37 protein-coding genes are annotated in these 25,007 nt (G+C 56.3%); 5 read left to right on the top strand and 32 right to left on the bottom strand.

Going from position 1 to position 25,007, the window contains the following annotated elements; translation table 11 throughout:
- Positions 1-195: 195 nt before the first annotated feature.
- From HH1059_RS05680 to HH1059_RS05665, 4 genes are all read left to right on the top strand, one after another.
- On the top strand, positions 196-507 hold the full coding sequence (locus tag HH1059_RS05680; protein WP_096409143.1) for a BrnT family toxin: 312 nt from the start codon (positions 196-198) through the stop codon (positions 505-507).
- Positions 482-757, top strand: a complete 276-nt coding sequence (locus HH1059_RS05675; protein ID WP_096409142.1) for a BrnA antitoxin family protein — start codon at positions 482-484, stop codon at positions 755-757. Before HH1059_RS05680 ends, HH1059_RS05675 begins: the two co-directional genes overlap by 26 nt.
- 32 nt (positions 758-789) lie before the next feature.
- On the top strand, positions 790-1,563 hold the full coding sequence (gene cysZ / locus HH1059_RS05670) for a sulfate transporter CysZ (protein WP_096409140.1): 774 nt from the start codon (positions 790-792) through the stop codon (positions 1,561-1,563).
- 88 nt (positions 1,564-1,651) lie between these two features.
- Complete coding sequence (locus HH1059_RS05665) at positions 1,652-5,215, top strand: SNF2-related protein (protein ID WP_096409138.1); 3,564 nt, start codon at positions 1,652-1,654, stop codon at positions 5,213-5,215.
- Between the two features lie 196 nt (positions 5,216-5,411).
- Here the strand turns inward: HH1059_RS05665 and HH1059_RS05660 are convergent, their stop codons facing one another.
- Both HH1059_RS05660 and HH1059_RS05655 read right to left on the bottom strand, forming a co-directional pair.
- Positions 5,412-6,731 carry a glycerate kinase type-2 family protein gene (locus HH1059_RS05660; RefSeq protein WP_096409137.1) on the bottom strand — a complete coding sequence of 440 codons (1,320 nt, stop codon included), beginning with the start codon at positions 6,729-6,731 and terminating at the stop codon, positions 5,412-5,414.
- 121 nt (positions 6,732-6,852) lie between these two features.
- A complete protein-coding gene (locus HH1059_RS05655; protein WP_096409135.1) occupies positions 6,853-8,127 on the bottom strand; it encodes an RNA-guided endonuclease InsQ/TnpB family protein in 1,275 nt (424 codons plus the stop codon).
- On the opposite strand from HH1059_RS05655, the gene tnpA (HH1059_RS05650) reads away from it, so the two are divergent.
- Entirely contained in the window at positions 8,126-8,566 is a 441-nt protein-coding gene (tnpA, locus tag HH1059_RS05650) for an IS200/IS605 family transposase (RefSeq protein ID WP_231902040.1), read from the top strand. The two genes, HH1059_RS05655 and tnpA (HH1059_RS05650), sit on opposite strands and share 2 nt — an antisense overlap.
- 158 nt (positions 8,567-8,724) lie before the next feature.
- On the opposite strand, the gene HH1059_RS05645 is transcribed toward tnpA (HH1059_RS05650), so the two are convergent.
- The 30 genes from HH1059_RS05645 to HH1059_RS05490 all read right to left on the bottom strand — a co-directional run bounded on the left by HH1059_RS05645 (position 8,725) and on the right by HH1059_RS05490 (position 24,780).
- A complete protein-coding gene (locus HH1059_RS05645) occupies positions 8,725-8,937 on the bottom strand; it encodes a type II toxin-antitoxin system HicB family antitoxin (RefSeq protein WP_096409134.1) in 213 nt (70 codons plus the stop codon).
- 395 nt (positions 8,938-9,332) lie between these two features.
- Positions 9,333-9,923 (bottom strand): reverse transcriptase domain-containing protein, encoded by a 591-nt coding sequence (locus tag HH1059_RS05635; protein WP_231902039.1) that lies wholly within the window; start codon positions 9,921-9,923, stop codon positions 9,333-9,335.
- A 259-nt stretch (positions 9,924-10,182) separates the two neighbouring features.
- Positions 10,183-10,434, bottom strand: a complete 252-nt coding sequence (locus tag HH1059_RS05630) for a BrnA antitoxin family protein (RefSeq protein ID WP_096409131.1) — start codon at positions 10,432-10,434, stop codon at positions 10,183-10,185.
- Positions 10,427-10,720 (bottom strand): BrnT family toxin, encoded by a 294-nt coding sequence (locus HH1059_RS05625; RefSeq protein WP_096410355.1) that lies wholly within the window; start codon positions 10,718-10,720, stop codon positions 10,427-10,429. The genes HH1059_RS05630 and HH1059_RS05625 overlap by 8 nt, the downstream gene beginning before the upstream one ends.
- 453 nt (positions 10,721-11,173) lie before the next feature.
- Positions 11,174-11,446: an antitoxin gene (locus HH1059_RS05620; protein WP_096409129.1), complete on the bottom strand. Its 273-nt coding sequence runs from the start codon at positions 11,444-11,446 to the stop codon at positions 11,174-11,176.
- Positions 11,447-11,888: 442 nt separating this feature from the next.
- Entirely contained in the window at positions 11,889-12,137 is a 249-nt protein-coding gene (locus HH1059_RS05610) for a DUF2442 domain-containing protein (RefSeq protein WP_096409128.1), read from the bottom strand.
- Positions 12,138-12,145: 8 nt separating this feature from the next.
- Positions 12,146-12,412, bottom strand: coding sequence for a DUF4160 domain-containing protein (locus tag HH1059_RS05605; protein WP_096409126.1), 267 nt, complete (start codon positions 12,410-12,412; stop codon positions 12,146-12,148).
- A 135-nt stretch (positions 12,413-12,547) separates the two neighbouring features.
- On the bottom strand, positions 12,548-12,844 hold the full coding sequence (locus tag HH1059_RS05600; RefSeq protein ID WP_096409125.1) for a type II toxin-antitoxin system RelE/ParE family toxin: 297 nt from the start codon (positions 12,842-12,844) through the stop codon (positions 12,548-12,550).
- Complete coding sequence (locus HH1059_RS05595) at positions 12,844-13,074, bottom strand: addiction module protein (RefSeq protein WP_096409123.1); 231 nt, start codon at positions 13,072-13,074, stop codon at positions 12,844-12,846. The genes HH1059_RS05600 and HH1059_RS05595 overlap by 1 nt, the downstream gene beginning before the upstream one ends.
- Before the next feature lie 471 nt (positions 13,075-13,545).
- On the bottom strand, positions 13,546-13,818 hold the full coding sequence (locus HH1059_RS05585) for a DUF2442 domain-containing protein (protein WP_096409120.1): 273 nt from the start codon (positions 13,816-13,818) through the stop codon (positions 13,546-13,548).
- Between the two features lie 102 nt (positions 13,819-13,920).
- Positions 13,921-14,106 carry a DUF4160 domain-containing protein gene (locus HH1059_RS05580; protein ID WP_231902076.1) on the bottom strand — a complete coding sequence of 62 codons (186 nt, stop codon included), beginning with the start codon at positions 14,104-14,106 and terminating at the stop codon, positions 13,921-13,923.
- Positions 14,107-14,111: 5 nt separating this feature from the next.
- Positions 14,112-15,269, bottom strand: coding sequence for an SIR2 family protein (locus tag HH1059_RS05575; RefSeq protein WP_231902038.1), 1,158 nt, complete (start codon positions 15,267-15,269; stop codon positions 14,112-14,114).
- A gap of 130 nt (positions 15,270-15,399) precedes the next feature.
- On the bottom strand, positions 15,400-16,212 hold the full coding sequence (locus HH1059_RS05570) for a DUF3800 domain-containing protein (RefSeq protein WP_096409117.1): 813 nt from the start codon (positions 16,210-16,212) through the stop codon (positions 15,400-15,402).
- Between the two features lie 80 nt (positions 16,213-16,292).
- Positions 16,293-16,757 (bottom strand): DUF1643 domain-containing protein, encoded by a 465-nt coding sequence (locus tag HH1059_RS05565; protein WP_096409116.1) that lies wholly within the window; start codon positions 16,755-16,757, stop codon positions 16,293-16,295.
- Positions 16,758-16,824: 67 nt separating this feature from the next.
- Positions 16,825-17,139, bottom strand: a complete 315-nt coding sequence (locus HH1059_RS05560) for a HigA family addiction module antitoxin (RefSeq protein WP_096409114.1) — start codon at positions 17,137-17,139, stop codon at positions 16,825-16,827.
- A gap of 10 nt (positions 17,140-17,149) precedes the next feature.
- On the bottom strand, positions 17,150-17,428 hold the full coding sequence (locus HH1059_RS05555; protein ID WP_096409113.1) for a type II toxin-antitoxin system RelE/ParE family toxin: 279 nt from the start codon (positions 17,426-17,428) through the stop codon (positions 17,150-17,152).
- A gap of 309 nt (positions 17,429-17,737) precedes the next feature.
- Positions 17,738-18,202: a reverse transcriptase domain-containing protein gene (locus tag HH1059_RS05550; protein ID WP_162549379.1), complete on the bottom strand. Its 465-nt coding sequence runs from the start codon at positions 18,200-18,202 to the stop codon at positions 17,738-17,740.
- Positions 18,153-18,566 carry a reverse transcriptase domain-containing protein gene (locus HH1059_RS05545; protein WP_096409110.1) on the bottom strand — a complete coding sequence of 138 codons (414 nt, stop codon included), beginning with the start codon at positions 18,564-18,566 and terminating at the stop codon, positions 18,153-18,155. Before HH1059_RS05545 ends, HH1059_RS05550 begins: the two co-directional genes overlap by 50 nt.
- A 391-nt stretch (positions 18,567-18,957) precedes the next feature.
- On the bottom strand, positions 18,958-19,710 hold the full coding sequence (locus tag HH1059_RS05540) for a hypothetical protein (RefSeq protein ID WP_096409108.1): 753 nt from the start codon (positions 19,708-19,710) through the stop codon (positions 18,958-18,960).
- Between the two features lie 3 nt (positions 19,711-19,713).
- Positions 19,714-20,142, bottom strand: coding sequence for a phospholipase D family protein (locus tag HH1059_RS05535; protein WP_096409107.1), 429 nt, complete (start codon positions 20,140-20,142; stop codon positions 19,714-19,716).
- A gap of 79 nt (positions 20,143-20,221) precedes the next feature.
- The gene (locus tag HH1059_RS05530; protein WP_096409105.1) at positions 20,222-20,437 is read right to left on the bottom strand and encodes a BrnA antitoxin family protein; all 216 of its coding nucleotides are present in this window, start codon (positions 20,435-20,437) and stop codon (positions 20,222-20,224) included.
- Positions 20,434-20,721 carry a BrnT family toxin gene (locus HH1059_RS05525; protein WP_096409104.1) on the bottom strand — a complete coding sequence of 96 codons (288 nt, stop codon included), beginning with the start codon at positions 20,719-20,721 and terminating at the stop codon, positions 20,434-20,436. Before HH1059_RS05525 ends, HH1059_RS05530 begins: the two co-directional genes overlap by 4 nt.
- Before the next feature lie 117 nt (positions 20,722-20,838).
- A complete protein-coding gene (locus HH1059_RS05520; RefSeq protein ID WP_096409102.1) occupies positions 20,839-21,339 on the bottom strand; it encodes a hypothetical protein in 501 nt (166 codons plus the stop codon).
- A gap of 514 nt (positions 21,340-21,853) precedes the next feature.
- Positions 21,854-22,192: a hypothetical protein gene (locus tag HH1059_RS05515; RefSeq protein WP_096409101.1), complete on the bottom strand. Its 339-nt coding sequence runs from the start codon at positions 22,190-22,192 to the stop codon at positions 21,854-21,856.
- Between the two features lie 29 nt (positions 22,193-22,221).
- The gene (locus HH1059_RS05510; RefSeq protein ID WP_096409099.1) at positions 22,222-22,488 is read right to left on the bottom strand and encodes a DUF2442 domain-containing protein; all 267 of its coding nucleotides are present in this window, start codon (positions 22,486-22,488) and stop codon (positions 22,222-22,224) included.
- On the bottom strand, positions 22,469-22,621 hold the full coding sequence (locus tag HH1059_RS05505) for a DUF4160 domain-containing protein (protein ID WP_096409098.1): 153 nt from the start codon (positions 22,619-22,621) through the stop codon (positions 22,469-22,471). Before HH1059_RS05505 ends, HH1059_RS05510 begins: the two co-directional genes overlap by 20 nt.
- Before the next feature lies 1 nt (position 22,622).
- Positions 22,623-22,778, bottom strand: coding sequence for an IS66 family insertion sequence element accessory protein TnpA (gene tnpA, locus HH1059_RS14065; protein WP_420809692.1), 156 nt, complete (start codon positions 22,776-22,778; stop codon positions 22,623-22,625).
- Positions 22,779-22,832: 54 nt separating this feature from the next.
- Complete coding sequence (locus tag HH1059_RS13240; protein WP_162549378.1) at positions 22,833-23,033, bottom strand: hypothetical protein; 201 nt, start codon at positions 23,031-23,033, stop codon at positions 22,833-22,835.
- A 105-nt stretch (positions 23,034-23,138) separates the two neighbouring features.
- Positions 23,139-23,876: a methylamine utilization protein MauJ gene (mauJ, locus tag HH1059_RS05495; protein ID WP_162549377.1), complete on the bottom strand. Its 738-nt coding sequence runs from the start codon at positions 23,874-23,876 to the stop codon at positions 23,139-23,141.
- A 274-nt stretch (positions 23,877-24,150) separates the two neighbouring features.
- On the bottom strand, positions 24,151-24,780 hold the full coding sequence (locus HH1059_RS05490; RefSeq protein WP_231902036.1) for a hypothetical protein: 630 nt from the start codon (positions 24,778-24,780) through the stop codon (positions 24,151-24,153).
- Between the last annotated feature and the right edge of the window lie 227 nt (positions 24,781-25,007).

Genomic DNA, 25,007 nt, shown 5'->3' with positions numbered 1-25,007 from the left:
GCGTTATCGATGGCGTGGTAGACGCTCTCGCCCACGGCGATGGCGCACAGAACACTCCCCACCTGTGGGGCGTGGACCTGCCATCGCAGAGCGCACCGGTGGCCTTTTCGGAGCAACGCGGAGAAAAAGGCCACCCGCATGGCGCGCCTTGTTAGCACGTGTTGACGGATTGGTATATGGTGATAATATACAAATATGATCGATTGGGCGCAAGTTACAGGCTTTGACTGGGATGAAGGCAATTCCCGCAAGAATGTGGAGAAACACGATGTGAGCCAGTCCGAAGCGGAAGCGATATTTTTTAACGAGCCGCTTCTGGTGCTGGAGGACGCCAAGCACAGCCAGAAAGAAGCCCGTTACCACGCCCTTGGTGAAACTGACGATGAAAGACTGTTGCATATCACTTTCACATTGAGACAAGGCGGTTTACTGATCCGGGTGATTTCCGCTCGTGACATGCACCGCAAAGAGAGGGTCATTTATGAGCAAGCTGAAAAAGACGCCTGATTTCAAGAACGAAGCTGAAGAAAGAGAATTCTGGGAAAGCCATGACTCTGCCGATTATGTAGACTGGAGCCAGGCTCAACGCGCCTCTTTCCCCAAGCTGAAGCCCTCAACCAAGACAATATCACTGCGTTTGCCCGAAGCTCTGCTTGATCGAATCAAGATCGAAGCGAACAAACGCGATATGCCCTATCAATCACTCATCAAGGTTTGGCTGGCAGACGATGTCGACCAGAACCGTCGGACCGAGTGAGGTGCTAACGCCATCCATGAGCCGCGCGAGGTATGTTCACCAGGAACGCTTTTAACACCAACAGTCTCCGGAGTGGCGCCTGCTGGTTCCTGCGTGGGTTCCGATTAGTCATGGCTCCAGGGGTAAAGCGCTACGTAGCCGCCCCACTGGTTATCAACGTGCTACTCTTCGCAGGGGTGCTGCTGACCGGCGGGATGGCAGTCTATGAGCTTATCTTATGGCTGCAAAGCGGAGTGCCTGCTTGGCTGGAGTGGCTGACGTGGCTGCTGTGGCCACTCTATATAATTGCCGCGCTACTGGTGCTATTTTATGTCGCCAGCCTAGTCGCTAACGTGGTAGCTGCCCCTTTTATGGGGCCACTAGCAGCGGCCGTGGAGGCTCATCTAAGCGGCAAACTGCCTCCGAAACAGCAGCGAGGCAAGCTGTTGTTTTTGCGCAATGCCTTACCCGCCGTGATTTCGGAAATCTACAAGCTCGTCTACTTCGCAGCCTGCGCGTTGCCACTGCTGCTACTCTTTGTGATTCCAGGCCTAAACGCCCTAGCCCCGCTGTTGTGGCTACTCTTCGGCGCCTGGATGCTTGCCCGTGAGTACCTCGATCCGCCGCTCGGCAACCACGATCTGAGCTTTCGCCAACAAGGCAGCATCATTGGTCGCTACCGCTGGGCAGCACTTGGTTTCGGAGGCGCCGCATCGATAGCCAATACCGTGCCGTTGCTCAACTTCTGTATCCTGCCGGTCGCTGTAGCTGGAGCTGCAGCGATGGTCAACGAGGGGATGCTAGCCGAAAAAGAGCTGACAGCATAACGTCCACACAGCAAAAACCGACTAGGGCATCGACATAAGGAGTTATTCACTATCCAATATTAGGGCCTTTTTAAAACGGAGCTTTTTCATGAAACGCGCAACCTTCGGCAGAACCTGGTGGGGTGAGCAGTGGCTCGGCGCCCTGCATAAGATCGATTACTCAAACCGCTTACCGCGGGGGCGGCGCTATGCCAACAACGGATCAGTGCAGGATCTGACCGTAAACCAGGGCGAGATTAAGGCACGGGTCAAAGGCTCACGCCGCCAGCCATATAAGGTATCCCTACAAGTTCCTCCCTTAAAGGCACAACAGACCCGTCAGCTAATCGATACCATTGCAGACGACCCGGCCCTGCTCGCTGGGCTGCTAAATCGCCAGCTCGACCCGGCAGTGTTAGAGCGCGCTCAAAAGGAGGGTGTACCGGTCTTTCCGGGCAGCTGGCAGGAGCTTCAGATGGGCTGTTCCTGTCCGGACTGGGCGGTGCCGTGCAAGCACCTAGCGGCGGCTATATACCTGTTAACCCGGGAGATAGATGCCGACCCATTCCTGGTCTTCCGATTGCGCGGCATCGACCTGCTTGCCGCGCTGCGCGAGCGCGGTCACCATATCGCTGAGGGTGACGGCACGGACGAGCCGCCGGGCCTTGCCGCGGCGCTAAGCATAAGTAGTAGCGCAAAACCGCCGCAAGAGACTGCCGCCGACCCGGGCGCATTAGCAGAACTAGACTTCTCACAGCTGCCCGAGCGCGTCGAGGCGATCCCCGATGCCCTGCCTCAAGAGCCACCAGTCGGTGGGCTAAACAGTTACCGTAAGCTCTGGCGCACGCAAATGCGGCGTGTTGCACGCCATGCTCAGCGCGCCTTGGCCGAGACCGCACGCAGTGATGCTCAGGGTCACGAGGGTCAACTCGATACCTTGACCTTGACGCCGGAAGATCGCCCGACGCTGGTGTTAGATGCTGAGGACGATTTGCGTATCGACGGCTGCAGTTCAGCCGCCGAGATTGCCGATCTTATTGAGCTGCTCTCCCCCCTGGACGCCGAACGGGTTGCCGACCTGCAGCCTGAGGTAGCGGCTCTGCATGCAGCCTACCGCACGGCCTTGCACCTCACCGCAGCAGGTGCGGCAGTGCCCTGGGTACTGACCGTCAGCGGGGGAAGCACTAGTGTTCTGTGGATGCCAGCTAGCCTGGATCAGCAAGTCAAAAACCTCCTTCAAACCCTAGCCGCGGGGACTCCGGATAGCCTCATCCAGCTGACCGAATCTGCCGCCGATAGTCGGCTCGACCGGCTAACTCGGGGGCGCCTGCTGTGCGGACTGTTTATGGATTATTGGATCCGTGAGGGGAGTGAACTCTCCGACAGTGCGCGCAACGATGCGGTAGCCAATCTGCTGTTCGGGGGTGGCTGTGCACGTTTAACCGATCCAGGTCAAGCTGGCACCGCCGCTAGCCTCCACAATTGGCTACGCTGGCTTCACTTAGCTGAGTCGGCGCAGACCCTGACCTTGCGCATAGATGAGCCGGAGCCGGAGGCCTTCGAGCTCTCCATTGAGGTTGGTGAGGATCCGGATAGCAGCGGCGGCGCGGGGGCCGGCACCCAGAATGGCACCAGGCCCCATCGACCACTCGCCGAGGTTCTCGCCGAGGGTGGCCAGGGCCATAGCAGTCTGCTGCGCACCACGGCTATGCTTGCCGACGCCTATCCGCCGCTCCGCGAGTACCTGCGCGACAGTGCCCGTAAGCCGCTGGCACTGACCCTTGAGGAGATACCGCAGCTGCTCTTTGAGGTCTTACCGACCCTGCAGCTACTTGGTGTACGTACCCTGCTACCCCGTGCCCTAGAGCGTCTCGGGCGGCCGCCGAGCGCAACCATGAAGCTTACCTCCAGCAGCAGCGAAGGAAGTGGCCATCTTAGTGCCAACGACCTGTTTCGCTTCGACTGGCAAGTGGCGGTCGGGAATTCGATAGTTGATCCGGAGACCTTCGAGGAGCTGGTTGCAGGGGCAACCGGTCTAGTTCGCTTTCGTGGTCAATACGTCTACCTTGATCCGCAGCAAATCGAACGTCTGCGCCGCCACCTAGCCAATCCGCCAAAGGTTGACGGTGCTGAGTTGACTCGGGTCGCCCTTACCGGGGAGTACGCCGGGAACCCGGTGGAGTTAGACGAGAGCGCTAAAGAACGCGTAGCGGCACTGCACCAGGAGATCGAACGCCCTCAGCCGCCCACGTTAGCCGCTGAGCTGCGCCCTTACCAGCACCGCGGTTTCCAGTGGCTCTACGGCAACGTCAGGGCCGGGCTAGGCTGCGTGATCGCTGACGATATGGGCTTGGGCAAGACCGTGCAGGTATTGGCACTGCTTGCGCAGCTTCACGACGAGGGTGAGTTGGCGCAGCGGCCAGCGTTGATCGTGGTTCCGACTAGCCTGCTCAGTAACTGGCTGCGCGAGATTGAGCAGTTCGCCCCGACGCTGAGCGCTACGATCTATCACGGCGCTCAGCGCTCCCTGCCAGATAAAGAAGAGCCGCCACAGATTGTGCTCACCACTTATGGTGTTGCGCGCAGCGACGCCACTCGCCTGCGCCGTCGGGCGTGGCGGGTGCTGGTAGCCGATGAGGCGCAGAACCTTAAAAACCCCCAGGCGACCCAGACTAAAGCGGTCAAGTCGCTCTCCGCCGGCACCCGGGTGGCCATGAGTGGCACCCCGGTCGAGAACCGCTTAGCCGAATACTGGAGCCTAATGGATTTCTGCAATCCGGGCTTTCTGGGGCCATTAAAGCGCTTCACGCGCGATTACATCACCCCTATTCAAACCCACGGTGATCAGCAAGCGGCTGCGCGTTTTCGCCAGATAACTGCCCCCTTCCTGATGCGGCGACTGAAGACCGACCGCAGCATAATCACCGATCTGCCGGAGAAGATAGAGCAGGATCAGTACTGTCAGCTTACCCCTGAGCAGAGCGCGCTGTATGAATCGGTGGTGCGCGAGGGCCTGGAGGTTATCCACGGAACCTCTGACACCTTCCAGCGTCAAGGCCTAGTGCTACAGATGATCCTAGCCCTCAAGCAGATCTGTAACCATCCGCGTCAGTATCTCAAGGAGGGCGATAGCGCCAGCGAAGCATCTGGCAAGATGCAGCGCCTGCTCGAACTCCTTGAGCCGATCCACCATCGCCATGAGAAGGCAATAATCTTCACTCAGTTCCGCGAGGCAGGCAGCCTTCTTCAGGATGCGGTTGCCGCTACCACCGGGCGATCCCCGGCATTTCTCCACGGCGGGCTTTCTCGTAACCAGCGCGACGAGATTGTTAACCGCTTCCAGAACGATCGCACCGAGCGGGTGTTGGTGTTATCGCTTAAGGCCGCCGGCACCGGCCTTAACCTGACTGCGGCATCCCATGTCATCCACTTTGACCTTTGGTGGAACCCGGCAGTCGAAGCTCAGGCCACCGACCGCGCCTACCGCATCGGCCAATCTCAGACGGTACAGGTCCACCGCCTGCTTACCCAGGGCACCTTCGAGGAGCGGATCAATGACATGATCCAGTCCAAGCGCGCCCTCACTGAGATGACAGTGGAAAGCGGGGAGCAATGGATCGGCAATCTGGACGATACTCAACTCAGCCAGATCTTCAGTTTGAGCAACTCATGATAGCGGTTTGTTCTGGCCAAATGATTTCGGACACCGAATGAGCAGCCGTAGCTCAGCTAACTTCTGCCGAGGCTAACTCTTCTAGTTTGGTGGGAGTGAGCTGGGCAAGAGCTTCAAGCGAGACCACAAGAAGTTGGCTCGTAAACGGACTGAAGCGGTTGATCAGGCGATTAAAGACCTGCTTACCGCCTCGCCATCAGCCGACCAACGCCACCCACAGATCCATAACGTTGGTCTGGGTCGGCCCGGTTACTACCTGCGCACCAGCAGCCGCCAGTGCCGGTCCGGAGGCAAAGTTCTCGACGGCATTAACCGGGTCATAGCCAGCCGCCTCCATGCGTGCAGCACTCTCGCCATCAACACAGCCCCCAGCAACGGTGGTCGGCCCATCAGTACCGTCAGTGCCAGCACAAAGCAAGGTTACATCGTCACGCCCCCGCGCCCGCGCCCGGAGCGCCAATAACAAGGCGGCGTGCTGACTTCGCCCGCCCTCCTCCGGCGATTGCGGCAGGGTCACTGTTGGCTCACCACCGCCGATAAGACATACCGGCCCCTCGCTGAGATCCACGCCTGCTACCGCCTGCCACCATGCCTCAACCACCGACTCCACCGGGCCAACCAAAGGCTCTGGCCAGCATTCCACCCGATAGCCCAGACGGCGCGCATGTTCGGCGGCCGCCGCCACCGCTTGAGCGTTGTTCGCAACAACGGTGTGCGGTGGATTGCTAGTCGCCACCTCTCCGGAACCCTCCTCCACTCCATCCGCACTGTCTAAAAAGCGCAGCACGGCAGCGGGAAGATGTGGCCGCAGCCCGAGGCGCTCTATCTCCGCGCACGCACTGTGGCGACTAACGGCAGCTGCGGGACGAAAGGGTGCCGAGGCTATGGTATCCAGGTCATCGCCAAGCACATCAGAGATCACCAACACGCTACAGCGGGCAGGTGAGGCGTGGCGAGCCGCTCCGCCGCCTTTAATGGTCGACAGCGCACGCCGTACGCTATTCATCGCGGCGATATCGGCCCCGGACGCCAGCAATACCCGCTGCGTCTCTTCAAGATCGGCCAACTTCAGCCCCGCTACCGGTTGCTCCCACAGGGCTGAAGCTCCGCCAGATAGCAAGCCGATGACAAGATCGTTATCCTCGCATCCGTCGAGCAGAGCCAATGCCTCACTAGCCCCCTTCAAGCTAGCGGCGTCGGGCAGCGGGTGACCTGCCTCGATAACACGGATGCGCTCCAGGGCAGGGCTGCCCGTGTGCCCGTACTTTACGCTGATCACGCCACTATCGATGCGTTCACCGAGGGCCGCCTCCACTGCAGCCGCCATCGCCCAAGTCGCCTTCCCAGCACCGATGACAATCAACCGCCGCATCGTGCTTAGATCGAGCCACTCCTCGCCGATGCGCAGCCACTCGCCTTCCAGCTGCAGCGCCTTCGCCACCGCCGCGTAACCATCTACTGCCGCCACTCCGGCACGAAAGATCGCCCCACACGCTTGGGATCGACTCAGTTGCATCCCTGGCCTCCAACACTACACTAGACACCGCCCGACCTTAGATCGCCCTCCTCCCGCTCAGCCACGCGATTCCGCGCCATGTCGGCATCCGGCAGTGCCCGATGAACTACTCCCGCCAAGCTTACGCTATGGCGTGAGTTTCGCGCTTCGACGGGAGTGCCGATTCATCCAAAGGATGACCCGGTCTGACCTCCCTCCACGCATCGGCCGGTTCCCGACCGGATAAACTCCGCTCCAGCCAAGCCAACAGCACCCGAGCGGCGTTCTCGTCCCGTGAACAGGACGCGCCGCAAGGGCAGCTGTGCCAGCGCTGGCCGAGCGGTTTCTTCTCTTGCTGCCCGCAGGCGTGGCAGGTCTGCGAGGGTTTGATCTGCCGCGTCGGGGCCTCCACCGCCCAAGCACCAGCCTCTTCCGCTTTGTACCCGAGCAATTGATGGAAGGCCCCGCCAGCGGCATCAAGAATACCGCGGTTCAAGCCCCTCTTATGCTGACCGCCTTTGGCGGTCATGTTCCGAATGCTCAGCGCCTCCAGGCCCAAAGCGCTGAACTCTTTGATCAGTCGGGCAGAGACCTGATGGAGAAAGTCGTGGCGCTGATTGGCCACCTTGCGATGCAGCCGGCGCAACTCATCGTACGCCTTGCGCAACCGGTTGGAGATGGGGAAGCCCCGACTCCTACCCGACGCCTTCTTGGCCGCCTCCTCCTTGCGGGAGATCTCGCGCTGTACGCCACGGATGGCATCCAAGGTGCCGGCAAGGTGGCGGGGGTTATCGATGGTCTCGGCACCTTGCGCGGTCGCCACAGTGGCGAAGGTCTCCAAGCCCCAGTCGAGCCCGCCCATCTTCTCGCCACACTCTCGCACCGGCTCGCAGTTCAGCGTAATGCTGGCATACCAGCGATCACCGCGTTTGATGATCTCGCAAGTCTTGGGTGTGCCAGGGGTGCGGGGTCTGCCCCGAACGGCGACCGCACCAACGCCGGAGAGACGCAGGGTGCCGTGCTGCATCTGCTCGTTGGTCAACAGCCGCCAGCCGTCGCCGTGGGTCTTGTACCCCCAGCCCTTGAACCGGTGCAGGGACTTGAAGCGGGGGAAGCCCGGCGTCTCGCCCTGCTTCACCCGGCGAAAGAAGTGCTGAAACGCCAGATCCAACCGTTTGAGGGTGACCTGCTCAGACTGGGCATTGAGTCCACTCAGAAGTTTCGATTGGCTACGCCACTCGGTCAGCCGCTTGCACTGTGCCGAGAACCCCAACGACTCCTGCCGCTCGCTCCAAGCCCAGCGCCGCTCGGCGAGCGCCTCGTTCCACAGCAGGCAGTGAACCCACAGCTGATGCTCCAAGGCGGCAAGCTGCTCAGCTGTTGGGTAAAGTCGATAGGTGGCTTTGCGTTGGATCATGTTTCCAGTATACTTGGTTGTTATGGAATCGCAACCACTAAAGCAGCTATATCACTGCACCTTCCGACTTCAATACCACTTGGTTGTGGTTACCAAGTATCGACGCCCGTGCATCACCCAACCGATGCTCTCCCGCTTAGAGGCAATCGCTCGGGCGACGACCGAAAAGTGGGAAGGCGAGGTGCTGGAGTTCAACGGCGAGCCCGACCATCTGCACCTGCTCTTGGAGTTGACGCCGCGCACCGCCCCCTCCGCCTTCGTCAACAATCTAAAGACGGTGACCTCCCGGCTCATCCGCAAGGAGTTCGGGGAGCATCTTCAACAGTATTACTGGCGCAAACCGGTATTCTGGAGTCGCAGCTACTGCATCATTACCGTCGGTGGTGCGCCGCTGTCGGTCTTGAAGCAGTACATCGAACAACAGGAAGCCCCAGAGTAATGGCGCTGCGCGCCATGCGCCGCTTCACCACCCCCTAAGCCGCTGCGCGGCTATAGGCGGAGCACTGCGGCGCGTTTTGGTAGGACTCACCTACCCTCCTTAGTACATAACGTCAGCCATCAGCCACGTGAGGCACGAGCGTCGGCTGAATGGCTTTGTTATGCATACATCAATCGCCCTCGCGGCTCCGGGACCGGCCGGCCAAGCTCACGGGCGGTCTCGATCCACTCTTTAATAACCTGCTGGGCGTTCGCCACAGCCTCTTCATAAGTTTCGCCGTCCGCCATGCAGCCCGGCAACTCCGGAACCTCTACGACGAAGGACTGGTCCTCATCACTCCAGTAGATTATCAGCTCATACTTAATCGACATCAGTCTCTCCCAACCGGTACTTGACCAAGATACTCCTGACCTGTTTGACCTGATACGGCTTGGCCTTGCTCCCTTTGGGCTGCAGGTTGAGTATTCCGCTACACCATCCCGGGTAAATATGTGATGACTACCTCTGACACGCTCCTCAAATCCTAGCCGGACCAGAAGCTGACAAAGGACTGAGAATTCAACATTCGAGTCTGAGCTGCCCGACAGAATCTTCTGCCGAATCTTCGAATATTTTCTCATCGCTTCACCGTCCTTGTAATCCTCGGTGTCCGGCCTGCATCTCACGGTAGGAACGCCCGTTGCCGGCCGCCCCCGCACAGACCCGGACGTGCAGTTTTCCCGCATCCGGTTCCTCGGTTGTACTCGCCTTCGCGACGGGCGTGCCCTTATGCAAAGACCGCATGCGCTCGTTGCCTCTCCGTAATCCGCGGCTGCTCCACTCCCAGCTTCCTCAACGCCGCAATGTATTGCGCCCAGTTGAAACTACTGCGCTTGCCACCTCGGCGGTTCAGCCACTTGAAGGCGCACCGGGTGGCGAAGATGTAGTAGCTCTCTAGACCCTGCTCATTGCTGCGGAGCCCGAAGTAGTTGTAATGACCTACCAGTCTACGATTCAGCTCCTGGATAAACACGCGCCCCGGCAGGTGCCGGTTGGCCCGTATCCAGCCCTTCAACCGCCGCTTGGCTGCTTGCAGTTTCTTGCGGACCGTACGCTTCATCACCCGCAGCTCGCCCCGCCGATCCCGGCTCCAGTACAACTCGAAGCCGAGAAAGCCAAATCGTCGCCGCAACCCCGGATGGAACCGGCTGAATCGCATCAGCCGTGTCTTCTCCGGCGCCACCTGCAGCCCAAACCGACCCAGCCGGCGCGGCACTGCACGATAGAAGCGCTGGGCATCCTCCTGAAACTGAAACGCGCAGACATAGTCATCGGCATACCGAACCAGCAGCGCCTGTCCTCGGCAACGTGGCTTCACCACCCGCTCGAACCAAAGGTCCAGCGCGTAGTGCAGATACGCTTAACCTGCCTTGTTCGCCCTCCCTGACTCCGCCACAGGTCCAAGACTCGATACGGGTGGGTTGCAAACCCTTACCCGGGGGGACTTTCACCCCGCAAGATACGCCGAGCTTTGCTCGGCGCGATAACGTCTATGCTAAGCGGCGCGGGCACGGAACCAACCCGGCTTTGCCGGCCCGAAAGTTACCCCGCGTCCGCTTGAGCATTTTGTTGGGCGCTTAGTCGGCATGATGCAACTCCTGCCGAAGTATCTCCCTTAGTTTGCCGGCAGTTAACGGTACATTCTCGTCATTCAGGGCCGCCCGGAGGGCCTCATTAATCGCGGTTTGATAACCAACACCTCTGGCTTCAGCCCGCGCTCGAAATGACTCAATAATGTCGTTATCAAGCATGATGGTGATTCGGGTCTTTCCAGGGGATTCTACGGCAGGACCTCGCTTACCCTTACTGAAGTCATACTCTTTACGCATGGTAGTTCCTTGCCTCGTGTGGGCTGGCTTTTCGCGCGGAAATGATTCGGACTCGATCGTCCCGCGGGGTGTGGACTAAGACCAGAATTCGGCCCAGGGAGTCTGCGCCAAGAGTGACGAAGCGGGGCTCACCTTTCGAGTCGGGATCCTCACTGGTGATGCCAAGTGGATCCCGGAGCGCCTGCTCGGCATGCGCAAAGCTGGGGCGGTGTTTGCGAAGGTTAGATGCCGCCTTTTCCGGGTCGAATTCGATTCTCCATGCGCCTAGTATGCATATGATATGCATATCAGCCAACAGGGCAGCGCCCAACGCAAAGGTAACCGGCGCCGGAGCGCCAGCGGAGGGCACCAAAAGCGGCAAGCTTTTGGCGTCCGGTTGACCGACTGTTTATAGGGCGCTATGTCCATAGCCATCTCACCGCTAAACCACCTACTACGATTACCAGAACTCCGCCGCCAACTCTCAACACCCATGGATTATGCAACAAGGCCAAGCTCGGGAAGCTGGGGTTCCTTCTCCAGGTGGCGAGGTTACATACTGAGCAGTAACATCGTGGCCACAGTGCACAATATCCTCATCTACCCATCCACTGCCGGCGCTGATTATAAAAATGCCGCGTGATTCTCGGTTGAGCCTGTCAATTCGCTCGTTACTATCAACCTGCAGTTGCTTTAGCGCCGCATCCAGCGGTTTATCCGTCTCGATGAGGTTTTGGCATCCGATGCATGGCCTCGTTAGCTAACGATCCTCATGCAAGCGACCTTCCACATACTTATGAAGGATGCTGGCAACAAGTGTTTGGTAGGGAATACCTTCAGCCAGAGCTTTCTTCTGAAGCCCCCGAAGATCCTTGGAAGAAAGCCTGATATTGATGCGGGCATCTTTTTTGAACATGGCCTCTGCGTACTGCTGATGCCGCGCTTTCCGATCGTCAATATCTGGTGCTCGCTGTAGCTCTCCAGCCTCGAACGCATCCAGAATTTCCTGCTCTTCTTTATCCAGCCTGCTCATTTCGGACCTCCCAAATAGATTTTGGTCGCTCTCCGGCTCGGAATGATCGTTTTCAGAAAAACCTCATTTTCCGACTCAACGAAGGGCACCAGATATGCATACCCCTCTATATCAATCACGTGAATCTGTTGGCCCGGGTACCGTTCCTGATTCGGGTGCTCGAACGTATTCAGGATACCCCCTATCGAGATATGCAAAACCACATCCTCGAACGAGATGCTCCTTTCCTCTTTGTGGAGCTTGTTCTTCTCTGGGTTCCATGTGATTGGCTTCATAAGTTGGAGTATAGCACATTGTGTGCTTTTTGTACTCATGAGCTAACGTTCCGGTTCGGTGAGGGGCAGCGCAGGGGACCGTCCGCCGCAACCGGTTGTTAGGTCATGGTCACTCGCGATCAAGCCACAACCGAACCACTGGCCTTTCGGGCCGACGGCGTGCGACCTCAATGTGTGTTTTCAACTGGTTTCAGCCCGGCCAGCAGCGTTTCTGGCGCAATATCCTGTTCATGGGGCCATGTAACAGCGCCAAACACAACGTCGACCTGGCGAAAGTACGATTTATCTTTTAACTCTCTAAAAACGCCGTGCTCTAAATATGGCTTGAGATCAAAAAGACCTTTCCTTCCATCTTCCAGTTCAACGTAGATTTGATAGTCGTCCAACGGACGCACTTTCTTCACATCCCAATACATACTCAACCTCACAATGGATCTATCTTGTATGGGGTCTCTCCGGCCACCGCCAACTCCCAGTCAGCCACCAGTTCATCACGATGCAGCTCGATCCAAGCTTGAACGAGGCGCAACTGTTTCCTTGAAAGCTCTCCTGCGAGTATTTCACCATCGTACAGTCCGACTGACGCTTCGTGCTCCCCATAGCGCGCATGGATGTGCGGCACGCCATGGTGCTGGTTGTCCAAGAAGTACATCCGGATGATGATCCCGTAGAACATTGAAATCACGGGCATATATTCACCCCTTTATGTGGATATCCCTATCATTTTGGCACGTTCCCATAGTTCCTGCCGAACGTCTAAGCTAAGCTGCGCGGCGTCAGCCGCGTCCGGTGGAGCGCGAAGCGCGGAACGTACTTGAGCGACTTGTTAGCGGAAAGGCCGTTTCCTCCAGTATCCAGGCTTGCGGCTACTGTGGGCAACGGCCAGTACAAAAAGGTAATCTTCATAGGGGGCATAGATGATGGAGTAGGGGAAATTGCCAACAACAAAGGATCGAAGCACACCATCAAGCGGTGATCCCATTTTGGGGTTTTCCATCATTAGGTCCAGGGCTTCGTATACGGCGCGCCCGAATCTTCGGCCAAGCCCAGGTACTTCACTTTCGTAGTTAGCCGCTGATTCTATAAACTCCGCTTCAGCTTCAGGATGGAACTCCCAATCCATCAGCCAAGGCGACGCTCAAGTTTCGCGAACACCTGACTAGCCGGAACTCCCGTGACAGAGCCGTCCTTCAATTCCTGGAAACGCCGCTGAGCTTCCTTCAGCCAAATCTCGTCCAACTCCCCACCTTCGGATTCTTCCAAGTCGGCCACCAGAAGACCCAAGAGCTCGCGCTTCTGTAGTAGCTCAAGTTCCTGAATTTCAGCTTTAATTTCAGAAATTGCCTTTGCCATTTCAGTCTCCGATTCAGCTCGGGCTCTCAGTATAGCCCCGATGACTTCCTTCCGCTAACGGCTGAGCTCAGCGGTAGTTGGAAGGGCCGCTTGAAATGTCCTTCGACTTATACTCTTACCTAGCTTCGACGCGTATGACCGGAGTTTTTTCGCCAGCTCATCATATTGCTCATCCCCAGGCTCTACTTTTCGGAACCACTTTGCGAGGCATGCTTGCGTGTCTGTGCCCGTACCTTCTCCCGAGTAATCTTCGAGAGTGGTGTCGGCATACCCGATAAACTTGCTAGGCGCGAAGGTATCTATATGAGAAAAATAGTACCAATGGAAGAACTGTGAGAATCGCTCCAGCGCGACCGATGCGCTCTGAGCGTCCAAACGACTAAATTCTTCCGCGTTTCGGACTACCTGAGTGATAGATCTAACTAACTCCATGAGCCCCACCCTTGTGCCTTGGCTGCATAACGCCGCAGGTCAGGCGCGCTGCAAAGCGTCGCCTGAACCTGCTTGTTCGCATTCTCGGTATAGCGTTTCAGGCGCGATATCGGCACCGTTTGGCCAGGCGATCGTACCGCCCTCAATTCGGGCCTGCGAGAACACTTTCTTGTCCTTTAGTGCGCTAAACACTGGCCCACGCTCAAGAAGTGACGAGAAATCTACGATACCACTTACTCCATCGTCGAACTCTACGAAGTACGTGTACTCGCCTTTATACTCAAGCCGGACAACGTCGTTAAAATCCCACATGGTTTCTCTCACGGCAATGGATCTATCTTTTCCAGGGCACGTCCGGATTGCGCCAGCTCCCAGTCCTTGCGGAGCTCGTCGGGCAAGGGTAGCTATTGCCTGTTAGTTTAGGTAGTACGTCACAGAATGACCGCTTACGGCCCGAAGGTCAATCCACTCCCTTACTAGCTTTACCGCGGTCCGTGACGAAAGCCCACCTTTAAGGATATTCCCCTCGAAATCGAAAATCGCCCTGTCGCCTTGGTACTCTACGTGTACATGCGGCGGATTGTGATCCTCAAAATACATCCTGATCACGATACCGAAAAAACGAGATATCTCTGGCATGTTAGCGGCACTCCGAATCGAGTCAGATCTCTGTACTGAAAACGTTCGTCCGAGAAAGCTTCCAGCAGCCAGTCCAGTGACGGAGCGGGGTTGAAGTCGGCGAAGCGTTTTGCCGGTAAGCCTGATTTATCCGACAGAGCCCAAAGCATTCGCCCGACGAAATCGTCCTGCTGCGTGCTCTCCTGCGGGCGCGTCAGTGCATGTTTAACAACGATGGCTTCTTTGGCCAGCACGCCGTCACGGTATGTCTCTGCCCAAGCGTGCAGGGTCTGGTGCAGCGTGGAATGGTCGTAGCTGCCAGTCGGCACGTTGTAGAGAATGGGCGTGACACCCTTCGCTTCCCATTCGATGGTTTTCCGGTGCTCCTGCCCCGGTTCACAATCACCCAGTGCCCAGGCTTGCGGAGTGACTTCACCCAGCATCCGATCAGCTGCCAGCGCATCCATCATGTAGCGCAGTACCGGGTCGTTGATGCTGTAGCCCACGAAACAGACCACGTAGTTGCGGAACAACTCGCTCACGAAGCGGGCCGCCCAACGTTCGGTCAGATACGCCAAGCCGAAATCACCACTGGTGACCACCAGCCGATTCAGGGCGGTGTCGTCGGCCTTTTCCGACAGCAATCCGTGCAGATAGACCAGCCCATCCCAGCGGCTGTTTTTCGGAATCGGCAGCATCGGGGCAGCGTGGGCTTGAAACGCTTGGCCCGTGCGTTTGGCTGCCACATGAAAGATGCGGTCGAAGTTGGTGGTGACCAGCCGTAGCGCGCCCTCGCGGCTGCGCGCCAGACGTAACAGCGCCGCCTGCGTATCGGTAGCACCTTTGCGGCGGAGCTTCGGTTTCAGCGCTTGCGCCAGTTTGCTTCGGACAGCCAGTCGCTGCCCTGGCAGGCGCCGCTCCAGGAGATCGAGCGTGGCATCGAACTCTCCGCGCTCGAAGGCGTCACGCTCAATATCGTTGAGTGATGTGCCATTCAGCTTGTAGATCTGCTCCACCAGCCCCTTGAAACCCGGCAAACCGGCAGGGTAGGAAATGCCCGCGCCGCAGAAAAACACCACACGACCTTCCTCGTGCGCCTGCAGTAGCGCTTCCGGAATATCAGGGCCGTCGGTGATGATCTGCATTTGGGGTCATTCCTACCCAGAAGCGTTTGTGCATGTGAGATCCTCACTTCCCAGCGGGTCTAACGAGTGCACTCAGCCGCCGCGCAACCGCCCAGCGGTTGCGCGGTCTGCTGCAGCGTCTTGTTGGGTGTTACGCGCAAGAGTTCGGCGCCACTTGTTTGAAAACCATTGCCGCCTCGGGTGCGCCCTTCTTGGGATAAATGTGTCCGTTCGAGATGGTCTGTTCGAATATCGCCTCCTCCCATTCGTTGATCCGGTCGATTTCGTCGGCGTACTTCGGCGAGTCATGCCCCTCGGTCAGTTCAAAAAATCGGCGCAAAATAAAGGCATATAGGTCTGCCACCTGTACCATTTCTACCTTCCTTGAATCTACAAAATGGGGAACATCTATAAGCTGCTGCAGAGGCGGATCTTTCTTTGCACGACCGTAGTAGGATTCAGTCCACTCTGGCGGGTTAAGGATCAGGTCCGTGAATTTCTCTTTCTCGATCACCTGCTCATCATAAACAAGAACCGTATGCCCTTTTGTCTTGCTTTCTTTCTGGTGGCAGCGTTGCAGGCCAAGAGCCGTATGCAGGCCGAGTGTTCGCCATATGCTGAGGTCGCTCAACCGACCGTCCTTCGGCTGAATTGATTCAAATTTTTCGCGGTCGACAGCTGAATAGGTCACCCGGTGTTTCCTATCCGCCATCCACTGGATTATTGCTGAAATGATACTGGCGCGGTCTGGCCCGTCAATTCCTTTCCAGATTCCTTGTCCGGAGTAGAATTTGTGCGTATGAAATTCCTGAACTTCCACGCCGACAATTCGCGAGAGTTCAGCGAGAAGCTCGCTCCATGCGTCTTTTGTAAGATGCATCCTGTTTGCATCTACAATTACTCCGGCCATGACGGCCACCTGCTGACCGCCCGTCCCGCTCTCATCGAAATAGCAAAACTTCATACTAACACCCAACGTTGAACTCACCGGTGGCAATGGAGCGTCAGCGGAATTGGCATCCGGTGCAGTGACTTGTTAAATGCTTATAGCAAAGGAGTAGGCTTTAGTTCTTTGCTTTTATACAGCGGATGGCCCGGCCTGCCGCTTTTTAGCTTGGTTAAGCACTTTGGTGATTTTAAGATTGGCAATACAGCCAAGTCACGCTCCATGAATGCGCCATCATCTGTCCATGCGCATACCGTTTCGACTGCCTCTTTGCTGAGCCGGTGCAAGTGCTGGTCATTTTCTGGGCCCACTGGGTCTGGAGCTTGATAGAGCACTGACTTATAAGTAGATCTGTATGCAAATAGATTTGCTATAACTAGCCCACCATAGCCCCAACGTTTAGCGTAGTTTATACATACCCGAGAAGTATTGTCCTCTTCTTCATGGTCTGCCGTTGACGGATTGAGACAAACAAATAGAACCCAAGGCTTGGAATCATCCCAAATCCGTTTTAGTTCATACCTGTAGTTTCCGCATTCGGAAATTATTGCTGACTTCTGCATGATTCCTCTTGGCATTTAACGGCAAAGCGCACCGGCGCGCTTTAGCGCGTCCGCGTGACGCGACTGGTTATGCCCTGCGATCTGCGGGTGAGCCCGAATTCCAAGGTCTAATATTACTCAGCTGCTCGGCCAAAGCATCTTCAGTCACCTCAGTATCGTAAGCAGCTTGCGCCCGAAGCCAATAGCCATTGGATAGCCCAAAGAAACGACAGAGTCGTAGATCCGTATCGGCGGTTATAGAGCGCTTCCCAGCAATTATTTGTCCAATACGCTGAGCCGGTACTCCAATTTCTTTGGCAAGTCGATACTGAGAGATCCCCATAGGCTCAAGAAACTCTTCTTTCAGCAACTCGCCAGGCGTTACAGGATCAATATCGCGCATAAGTCACCCCCTAATGGTAATCAACGATTTCGACATCTTCCGCGCCAGCTTTCGTCCACCGGAAGCACAATCGAAACTGCTGATTGATCCGGATGCTGTACTGGCCTCGGCGATCACCACTCAACGCTTCCAGCCTATTGCCGGGCGGCACCTTAAGGTCCTCCAGCTGGTTTGCGACTTGAAGCTGGCGGAGCTTCCTCAGCGCAACCCGCTCAAAATTCACAAAGCGTTTGACGCGCTGCCCCCTGGCCAGCTTCTCTGTATCCCTACACTTGAACGAGATGATCATGACTCAATAATGACGCTAAGCGTTAATAACGTCAAGCGTTACTATGGCAAGATGGTGCAGCTGAGATGGGCCTCTCACGGTAGGAACGCCCGTTGCCGGGCGCCCCCCCCCGCACAGACCCGGACGTGCGGTTTTCCCGCATCCGGTTCCTCGGTTGTACTCGCCTTCGCGCCGGGCGTGCCCTTATGCAAAGACCCCATGCGCTCGTTGCCTCTCCGTAATCCGCGGCTGTGCCACTCCCAGCTTCCGCAAGGCCTCAATGTATTGCGCCCAGTTGAAACTACTGCGCTTGCCGCCTCGCCGGTTCAGCTACTTGAAGGCGCACCGGATGGCGAAGATGTGGTAGCTCCCTAGACCCTGCTCATTGCTGCGGAGCCCGAAGTAGTTGTAATGACCTACCAGTCTACGATTCAGCTCCTGGATAAACACGCGCCCCGGCAGGTGCCGGTTGGCCCGTATCCAGCCCTTCAACCGTCGCTTGGCTGCTTGCAGTTTCTTGCGGGCCGTGCGCTTCATCACCCGCAGCTCGCCCCGTCGATCCCGGCTCCAGTTCAACTCGAAGCCGAGAAAGCCAAATCGTCGCCGCAACCCCGGATGGAACCGGCTGAATCGCATCAGCCGTGTCTTCTCCGGCGCCACCTGCAGCCCAAACCGACCCAGCCGGCGCGGCACTGCACGATAGAAGCGCTGGGCATCCTCCTGAAACTGAAACGCGCAGACATAGTCATCGGCATACCGAACCAGCAGCGCCTGTCCTCGACAACGTGGCTTCACCACCTGCTCGAACCAGAGGTCCAGCGCATAGTGCAGAGGTTGAACCCAGATCAGCCACCGCGTCCTTAGCGCTCTTCCCTGGCCGGTAGCCGTAGCTCCCGTCCAGAAAGTCCGCCTCGTAGATGGCGGTCAGTATCCGAGCACAGGCCGCTTGCAACAGCCTGTCCTCCACCGCCGGTATCCCCAATGGACGCTCGCCGCCATCCTCCTTGGGGATGTAGCAACGCCGGACCCGACGGGTCCGGTAGCGCTTCGTCTCCAGGTTTCCCCTTCGTGTCTCAATAGCCGTAGGCCCTTGCCGGCCTTCACCACCACAGGAGCCCTTCGGGGCTTCCCGAGTTCTCCGACGTATCTCTCCCTGCATGCCACGGCCTGATGACCCCGCCAGACCTCCACACCCTCGCCATTGCGGGTGCTTCGTGTTGCCCTCGGGCACGTTAAAACCCTCGGCGTCCGGAACTGAGCTTGTCGAAGCTGTACCAGCACTTCAGGGTGCGCGACCACCCCTACGGCCTACAGGATTCTCTGTCTACGCTTAACCTGCCTTGTTCGTCTTCCCTCACTCCGCCACAGGTCCAAGACTCGGTACGGGTGGGTGGCAAACCCTTGCCCGACGGGGACTTCCACCCCGCAAGATACGCCGAGCTTTGCTCGGCGCGATAACGCCCGGGCTCACCTGCGTTTGACGTGTGGTGGTTTTGTGCTTCACAAAAAGCGCCTCGCGTCAAACGTCAGGTGCAGCTCATTGTTGGGCTTCATTCTTCATAAAAGATCGCGTCGAGCATTGCAGCTCGTCCGTCCCAGACGGCAGCTTCCTTGGCATTTCTTGGTCGCGTTGAGTTCCACCAGGGCGAATCGGTAATGCGCTCGATAATTTCGTCCCAATACCTGTCGTAGTCGATACCATTTCGAACGATGCCGAAATCACGACAGAGTCCGCGTTGGTTCTTTGAGTCTAGGCAAACGAATTGGTCTGGTCGCTTTAATGCCAAAAGGCGACTGGCGATAGCAACCCCATGTCTTCCATTTGGAAAGGCCTTTAGGAACTCTGCGATGTATGCTTCATACTCCGAGCGCGAGACCACGCCCCGCGACGGTATCCTGTCGAGAGCCTTAGAAAGATGCTTATTGTTTTCGTTAACGGCTTGGTGATAGTAGCCCGCTCCCTGCATGCTTTCGAACCAACCCCAACGGCTTTCTTGGTCGTTCGGCAGTCCGGCAATCGTCTTTCGCAAGGGCAAAGGCATTGATTCGAAGGTTCGATGCTCGGCAAAGGCACGGGCCACAGTTGCGAGAAGTTCACAGCGCCCCTCAAAACCATGATGCCGATCGGCCTTCACTGCGTTGATGTAATTATCCCATGCCATTGACATCACAGATGAAGCAGTAGGCGGCTTCTCTGTTTTGCTCGACCCGTACTGCCCCGTCAAACGGCGGAGTGCCGGCTGTTTTCGTTTCCATACCTCGCGGTAGGCCGCCGCTTCGCTCTTCTTGATTGGTTTGGCCATTTCCTAGTAGCGGTCAATGAGACTGACGACTTCGTTCCGCACTGAAGTTGAGTCGTCACCGGCGCCTCCAATCAGCAACATGGCTTCTGAGTTTGTACTGAGGGCTCCAGATGTGAGATTGGCACTTCCAATCAGCGCCTCCCATCGATCCTCACTGGTAAAAAGGTATAGCTTTGGGTGAAATACACCACTCGGCTGAAGCACAAACCGGGCGTTTTCCTTCCCCTGAAATGCATCAATTACATCAGGGTGTGTTTGGTAGAAGTGGGTTCCAATTATGGCCCGCGTAATCCGCGATGTATGTTCTTGAATGAGGTCAAAAACGGAGTTTCCCGAGGAAGCCCATGCAACCGCAAACTTGGCCTCGGCATGGCTTTCAATAAGGCGCGATAGTGTTCGAGCAAGTTTCTTGTTGCTTGATATCAGCTGCAACGTTTCATCTCCTTGAGGCCCAACGCGAGCCATCAGCCGCGCGAGGTACGAGCGTCGGCTGCATGGCTTTGTTGGGCGATTAACGCCATGACAAGTCAGGCCTCCTTCCGTGGGCCATGCAATCGCGCAAATAGAGATTGATCAAACTCTGATACGGAATCCCCGTTTCTTCCGAAAGCTGCTTGAAATACTCCACGACGTCGTCGCCCATGCGAATCGTCACCTGTCGCTTTAACTTCGAAGCGTACGGGTTGCGACGCGACTTCATCTTCGAAAAATCATACTCATCTTTCATAGCGGCGGACCTTCGTAATACTTACGCTCATTGGTAGTCGCTTTCCGCGCGGAAATGATTCTGATGACATCTCCGCCGGAACGCTCGCAGTGGCATACGACCAGAATCCGTAGTGCATTGCTCAAACCAAGCATAATGAACCGCTCTTCGCTAGACGAATGTTCTTCATCGAAGAACTGCCGCGCATATTCATCAAAGAATACGGATTTCGCTTCTTCAAAAGAAATGCCGTGCTTCTCGAGATTTGCACGCGCCTTTTGCGGATCCCAATCAAAACCTATCATACATACATTGTATGCACGGACTACCGCTTGGTCAACCGCGTCATGTGCAGGAGTTCATGGCCCAACGCCCAGCTTAACCCGACGGCTTCGGAGCGCCAGCGGAGAAGCCGGTCGGGTTCAAGCTTTTGTTGGACGCTCTACACTCGGACGCTCGAGCGTATCGGGTTTCGGGGAATCTTCAATGCGCTCCAGAGCGTCCCGAACCCGCTGAAGACCAGCGGCATACTTGTCCACACCCCATTTTGCCTTCGTCAGCACCGCGAGCAATAGACCGAGTGTAACCGTTAAGGCCCAGTTGCTGTCCCCAAGGAAGTAGGCAGTACCCAACCCGAACACCCCCATCATCGCGGCGTAGAACTTGCTGTAGACTGCCACAGATGTAGCGTGGGCCTCGGCGCGTTTACTCCAATAGGGAGGGCACCGCGCCTCCCCACTTTGCTCCGCGAGCGCTATGCGAAGGACTCGGTCAAGAGAGGCTACCCGCCCGTAATCGGCTTCCCTGACGCACTGAAAGTGTTCTGAGCTTTCGCGCAGAGCTGCGGCAAAAACGCAGTAATTGAATCTTACAGCCTTCCGCTGCCGCTCAAGCTCGGCGATGCCTTTCTGAATAGGATCCATACGCCACCTTGACTCCTATCATCTACCTGTCGTCCAACGATGAAGCGTTTATCTGGTGTGCGCGCGCTGCCGATACGGCCTGTTGTCGCGGGGCTCCCGCGCGCTTATCCAGGTAAATTGCAAACACTGGACAACGGCGCTAAACCCGAGGATACTGATAAGTGCCGTGTCGCAGGACGCGGTGGGCGCGGCATCAGGAGGGTTGTCAGCCTCTGGTTACCTGATGTCGCGTCGCCCTTACTACTTGCCTACCGATTCTCACCCTCTTATAAGCAAAACTCCAGTACTTTTAGCTGCTTAAGCAATAGCTCTGTGGACTTGTGGACGAGCGCTTCGCGCCGCCCTGAGCCCTACGGGCCGTGTGGACAGCCCGTGGACAACCCTGCGGGTTGCCCGCCGCCTGCCCAGACTCTCAGGGCTCTCGCCCACAGGGCCCACAGAGCCAGCTACTGGTTTATAAGGAAAAGAAGGGACAAGCGAAAGCAGAAATCGACACAGAGCGTGGTAGTTAGTCTTAGCTTGTAGCTACCCAGTAGATATGCTTATTCTTGAATCCTCCGCCAAATATGTACGGATTTTGGCAGCCAACAACACGGGGCAACCCTCTCTCAACGACCCGTTTATAATCGCCTATATTCCTCCGTCGGTCATTGGGGCTCAGAATACTGCAAAGTTCCTTCATCACAACATCCACTTCGGAGGAAGCGGCCAACAGAAGGTGCGCAAGCTCAATTGAATACGTTGAAAAATTGCCCTCTGTAAATTCTATATAGCGCGACAGCTTGGCCAGATCCTGCTCAAGTGCAATGTAGTAGTTCCAGTGAAGAAAGACTCTACCTGACTGGAAGCTCATACCTAATCCTTCTGATGCCTAACAGTGGTTTATATACTTTTTGCAAGATTCGGGAACCTTTCCGGGTGCTCAATAATCTCGTCGGTTAAATCGACATCGATATCCGGCCAATAGTAATGACCTGGCGAAGGCTCCTCGACATGGAGGATCGACTTCACCGGCTGATCCTTGAACCACGGGAACTCCTCATACGGCATAAAAAGCTCCTTATCGTGAGCAAGGAGCCACACGCCGTGACTCGAAATGTTGGTTACTTCAACTTCCGAAGTGCTGTTTCTAAGCGTCGACAAGCTCATCGTAATGCACCCCTATTAGGGCTTCGATTTCTCTCAGCTGTGGCCGACCATACCGATAGTTGCGGGCCAGTTGAAGGTCAGGCTCCAGCCAAAACTTGGCTTCTCCATCTGTCGATATCACATGAACATACATCCTAGACTCTTCTCCGCCAACTAAAAAAGGCTGAGCGTGACACGCCATGTTGAGCACAAAAGTCCTTTATGGTTAGATCACTTGCTTCTTGCTTTTCGAGGAGTGCTAGCCACTCGCTCTCTGAGAGTAAAACAGTTGTTTGTCTTGTGGTCGTCATCACTTGCCGTCTCCGTTGAATAAATGGTAGAGACAGAATAGTGATGAGAAAAAGTTAGCTAAATAACGCCTTGGATTGATCGCTTACAACCTGCTGGCCCTCGGGACGGGCAAACGCCACGCGATCCTCACGGCACTCAGTAGCAAGAGCTATTGGCGACTGTCGCGGACGCTGGCGATGCAGACCGGGATGACGAATGCTTGGCTCGCGAACCAAGGGTTGATCTCCGTCCGGGATCAGTGGATGAAAGCCCACGGATATGCCTGATCCATTGTGTGCTCCATTCTCGTGAACCGCCTAGTGCGGACCCTCATGCTAGGTGTTGTGGGGAGGGCAGGCTAGAAACCCGCCCTTACCCGATTATGCGGATAGTTGTTCTGGCACATAAACGATACGACCATCCTCTTGTACCGCCTTCCGTAACAGTTCAGACTTCGGAGATCCACCCTCGCGCAGGCTCTCCCAGTACGAGCTGTCGGACAATACGCCGAACTCCGTCTCAATAAACAAGGCTGCTATTTCTTTCATTAGCTTCAGATCACCTTCCATCCGCCGTCTATCAGCATAGCTGTCTGGATTCACCAAAGGTGTCCCGTGTGCATGTGCAACAGCGCACCGCCCTTCTTCATAGAGGTATCTTCCAACATCCGCTTCGTTCTTCTGAATCTCAGCCAAACGATTGAGAGCCGGGCGATACCAAATGCGGTGAAGATTGTCGTTAATCCAAGTCTTCTGACCCGCCCCGCCGCCGTGGTGAATGTTCAAAACCTTGAAGTAGCTGAGGAAGGCGAACGGCGTTGAGTTGACGGACATACCTTCCCGGAACAAGCCCAGTGCCAAATCTGCTTCTTGGTCATCGGCAGCGGGAAGATAGATAAAATCCCAAGGCTCAATCTGAGCCCATCCTGAACGCTCGTAAGTACCTTGACCAAGTCGTCCTGGTCTTCCAGGGAAATTTGATCCGACCGCAAATAGCTCAACCACCCCCCCGTTATGTGACCATGCAATCCGGCTGAGGAACCTACTTGCAACCGTGCCCCCTACTTCGAAGGATGTACCATTCGAATCAAACACTGACATCGTAGCGGCCAGTTCCACTTCATCCTCTGGAGCTTGGCGGCGAGGCTGGAGAACAACCCTATAACCCTCAAACGGGATCTCGACTTGCCGATTAGGCCAAGAGAAACGGGGAGAAACCGCAAGGTCAAGCCATCGCATTGTACACCAGCATCACTGTAATCCGCATAACGCCGCAAATCACTGTATACCAAAAACTGTATAGCAAAGCGGAGCAGTTTTTGGCAGTCCGCGTGAAATTGCATTGTTGGGCTGGTCTATATATCAAAATCTTGCCAATTTGGTTTGGCGTGTGTCAGGTTTCCAAAAATCCACCATTACAAAACCAATCGCTTGCTACGGCTGCCCGATACATTGCCGCTGCCCACGAATTATTATGGTCAGCCTCTATGCTTGCAAGCTCATCGCGCAAGTGATTACGGACGGCAGCCTCTCCACCTTTTTGATGCAGGCTCGCGAGGCGGGCGCGAATTTCCGAAAGGCGGCTGCCGGCATTTGAGGAGAACAACACCGGGAGATTTAGCTCCTTCATATGCACCGCTACTCGTGCCTTTTCTGATTGCGTCCAATGGCTGGGTGGTGTGGCAAAGTAGCGGAATCCAGCTGGCGCACCAACCACCACTTCGGCCCCAAGCCAAACCTCGTTGCCCACATTGTCAAAATAAGGATGGAGAAGCTGACCGTCTCTTGTAATGGGATAATACTCGGATTTTTCCCCCTGGCACCAATTGCAGGCAGGAACCAGATTGTTGGGCGCCACCGAATAGACCGGAAAAAATGTCTTGGGCAGATAGTGATCAAGCGTGTTTACTGTCCCTATGCCACATAGGGGGCATCTACCATGCACGGGCGCTGCCATTATTCGGTCGTAAATAGAGCGCCCCTTTGACTTTTTGGGCACCATCCGGAGTGTATAAACCTTCACTATTTCGTCGCCTGAAACAGACCCTACTTGACCATGAGGTTGCTTTCGGTAGAGCTGCCTGCCTGCTGCCTTAACATCGTAATCTGAGGCCTCAGTCTCCACATCCGAGCGAATGGCCCGCAGCTGTGCTCTCAGAGCGGGGTTTCTCACCATAGAAACGCAGGTCTCGAAGACGTCGCCTGCAGCGAAGGGCTTTTCATCCTCGTCTGTTGGTGGTGGTAGGTATC

The sequence above is a fragment of the Halorhodospira halochloris genome (genome assembly GCF_002356555.2).
Classification (GTDB): Bacteria; Pseudomonadota; Gammaproteobacteria; order Nitrococcales; family Halorhodospiraceae; genus Halorhodospira; species Halorhodospira halochloris.
This window is presented reverse-complemented; position numbering and strand designations above follow the sequence as displayed.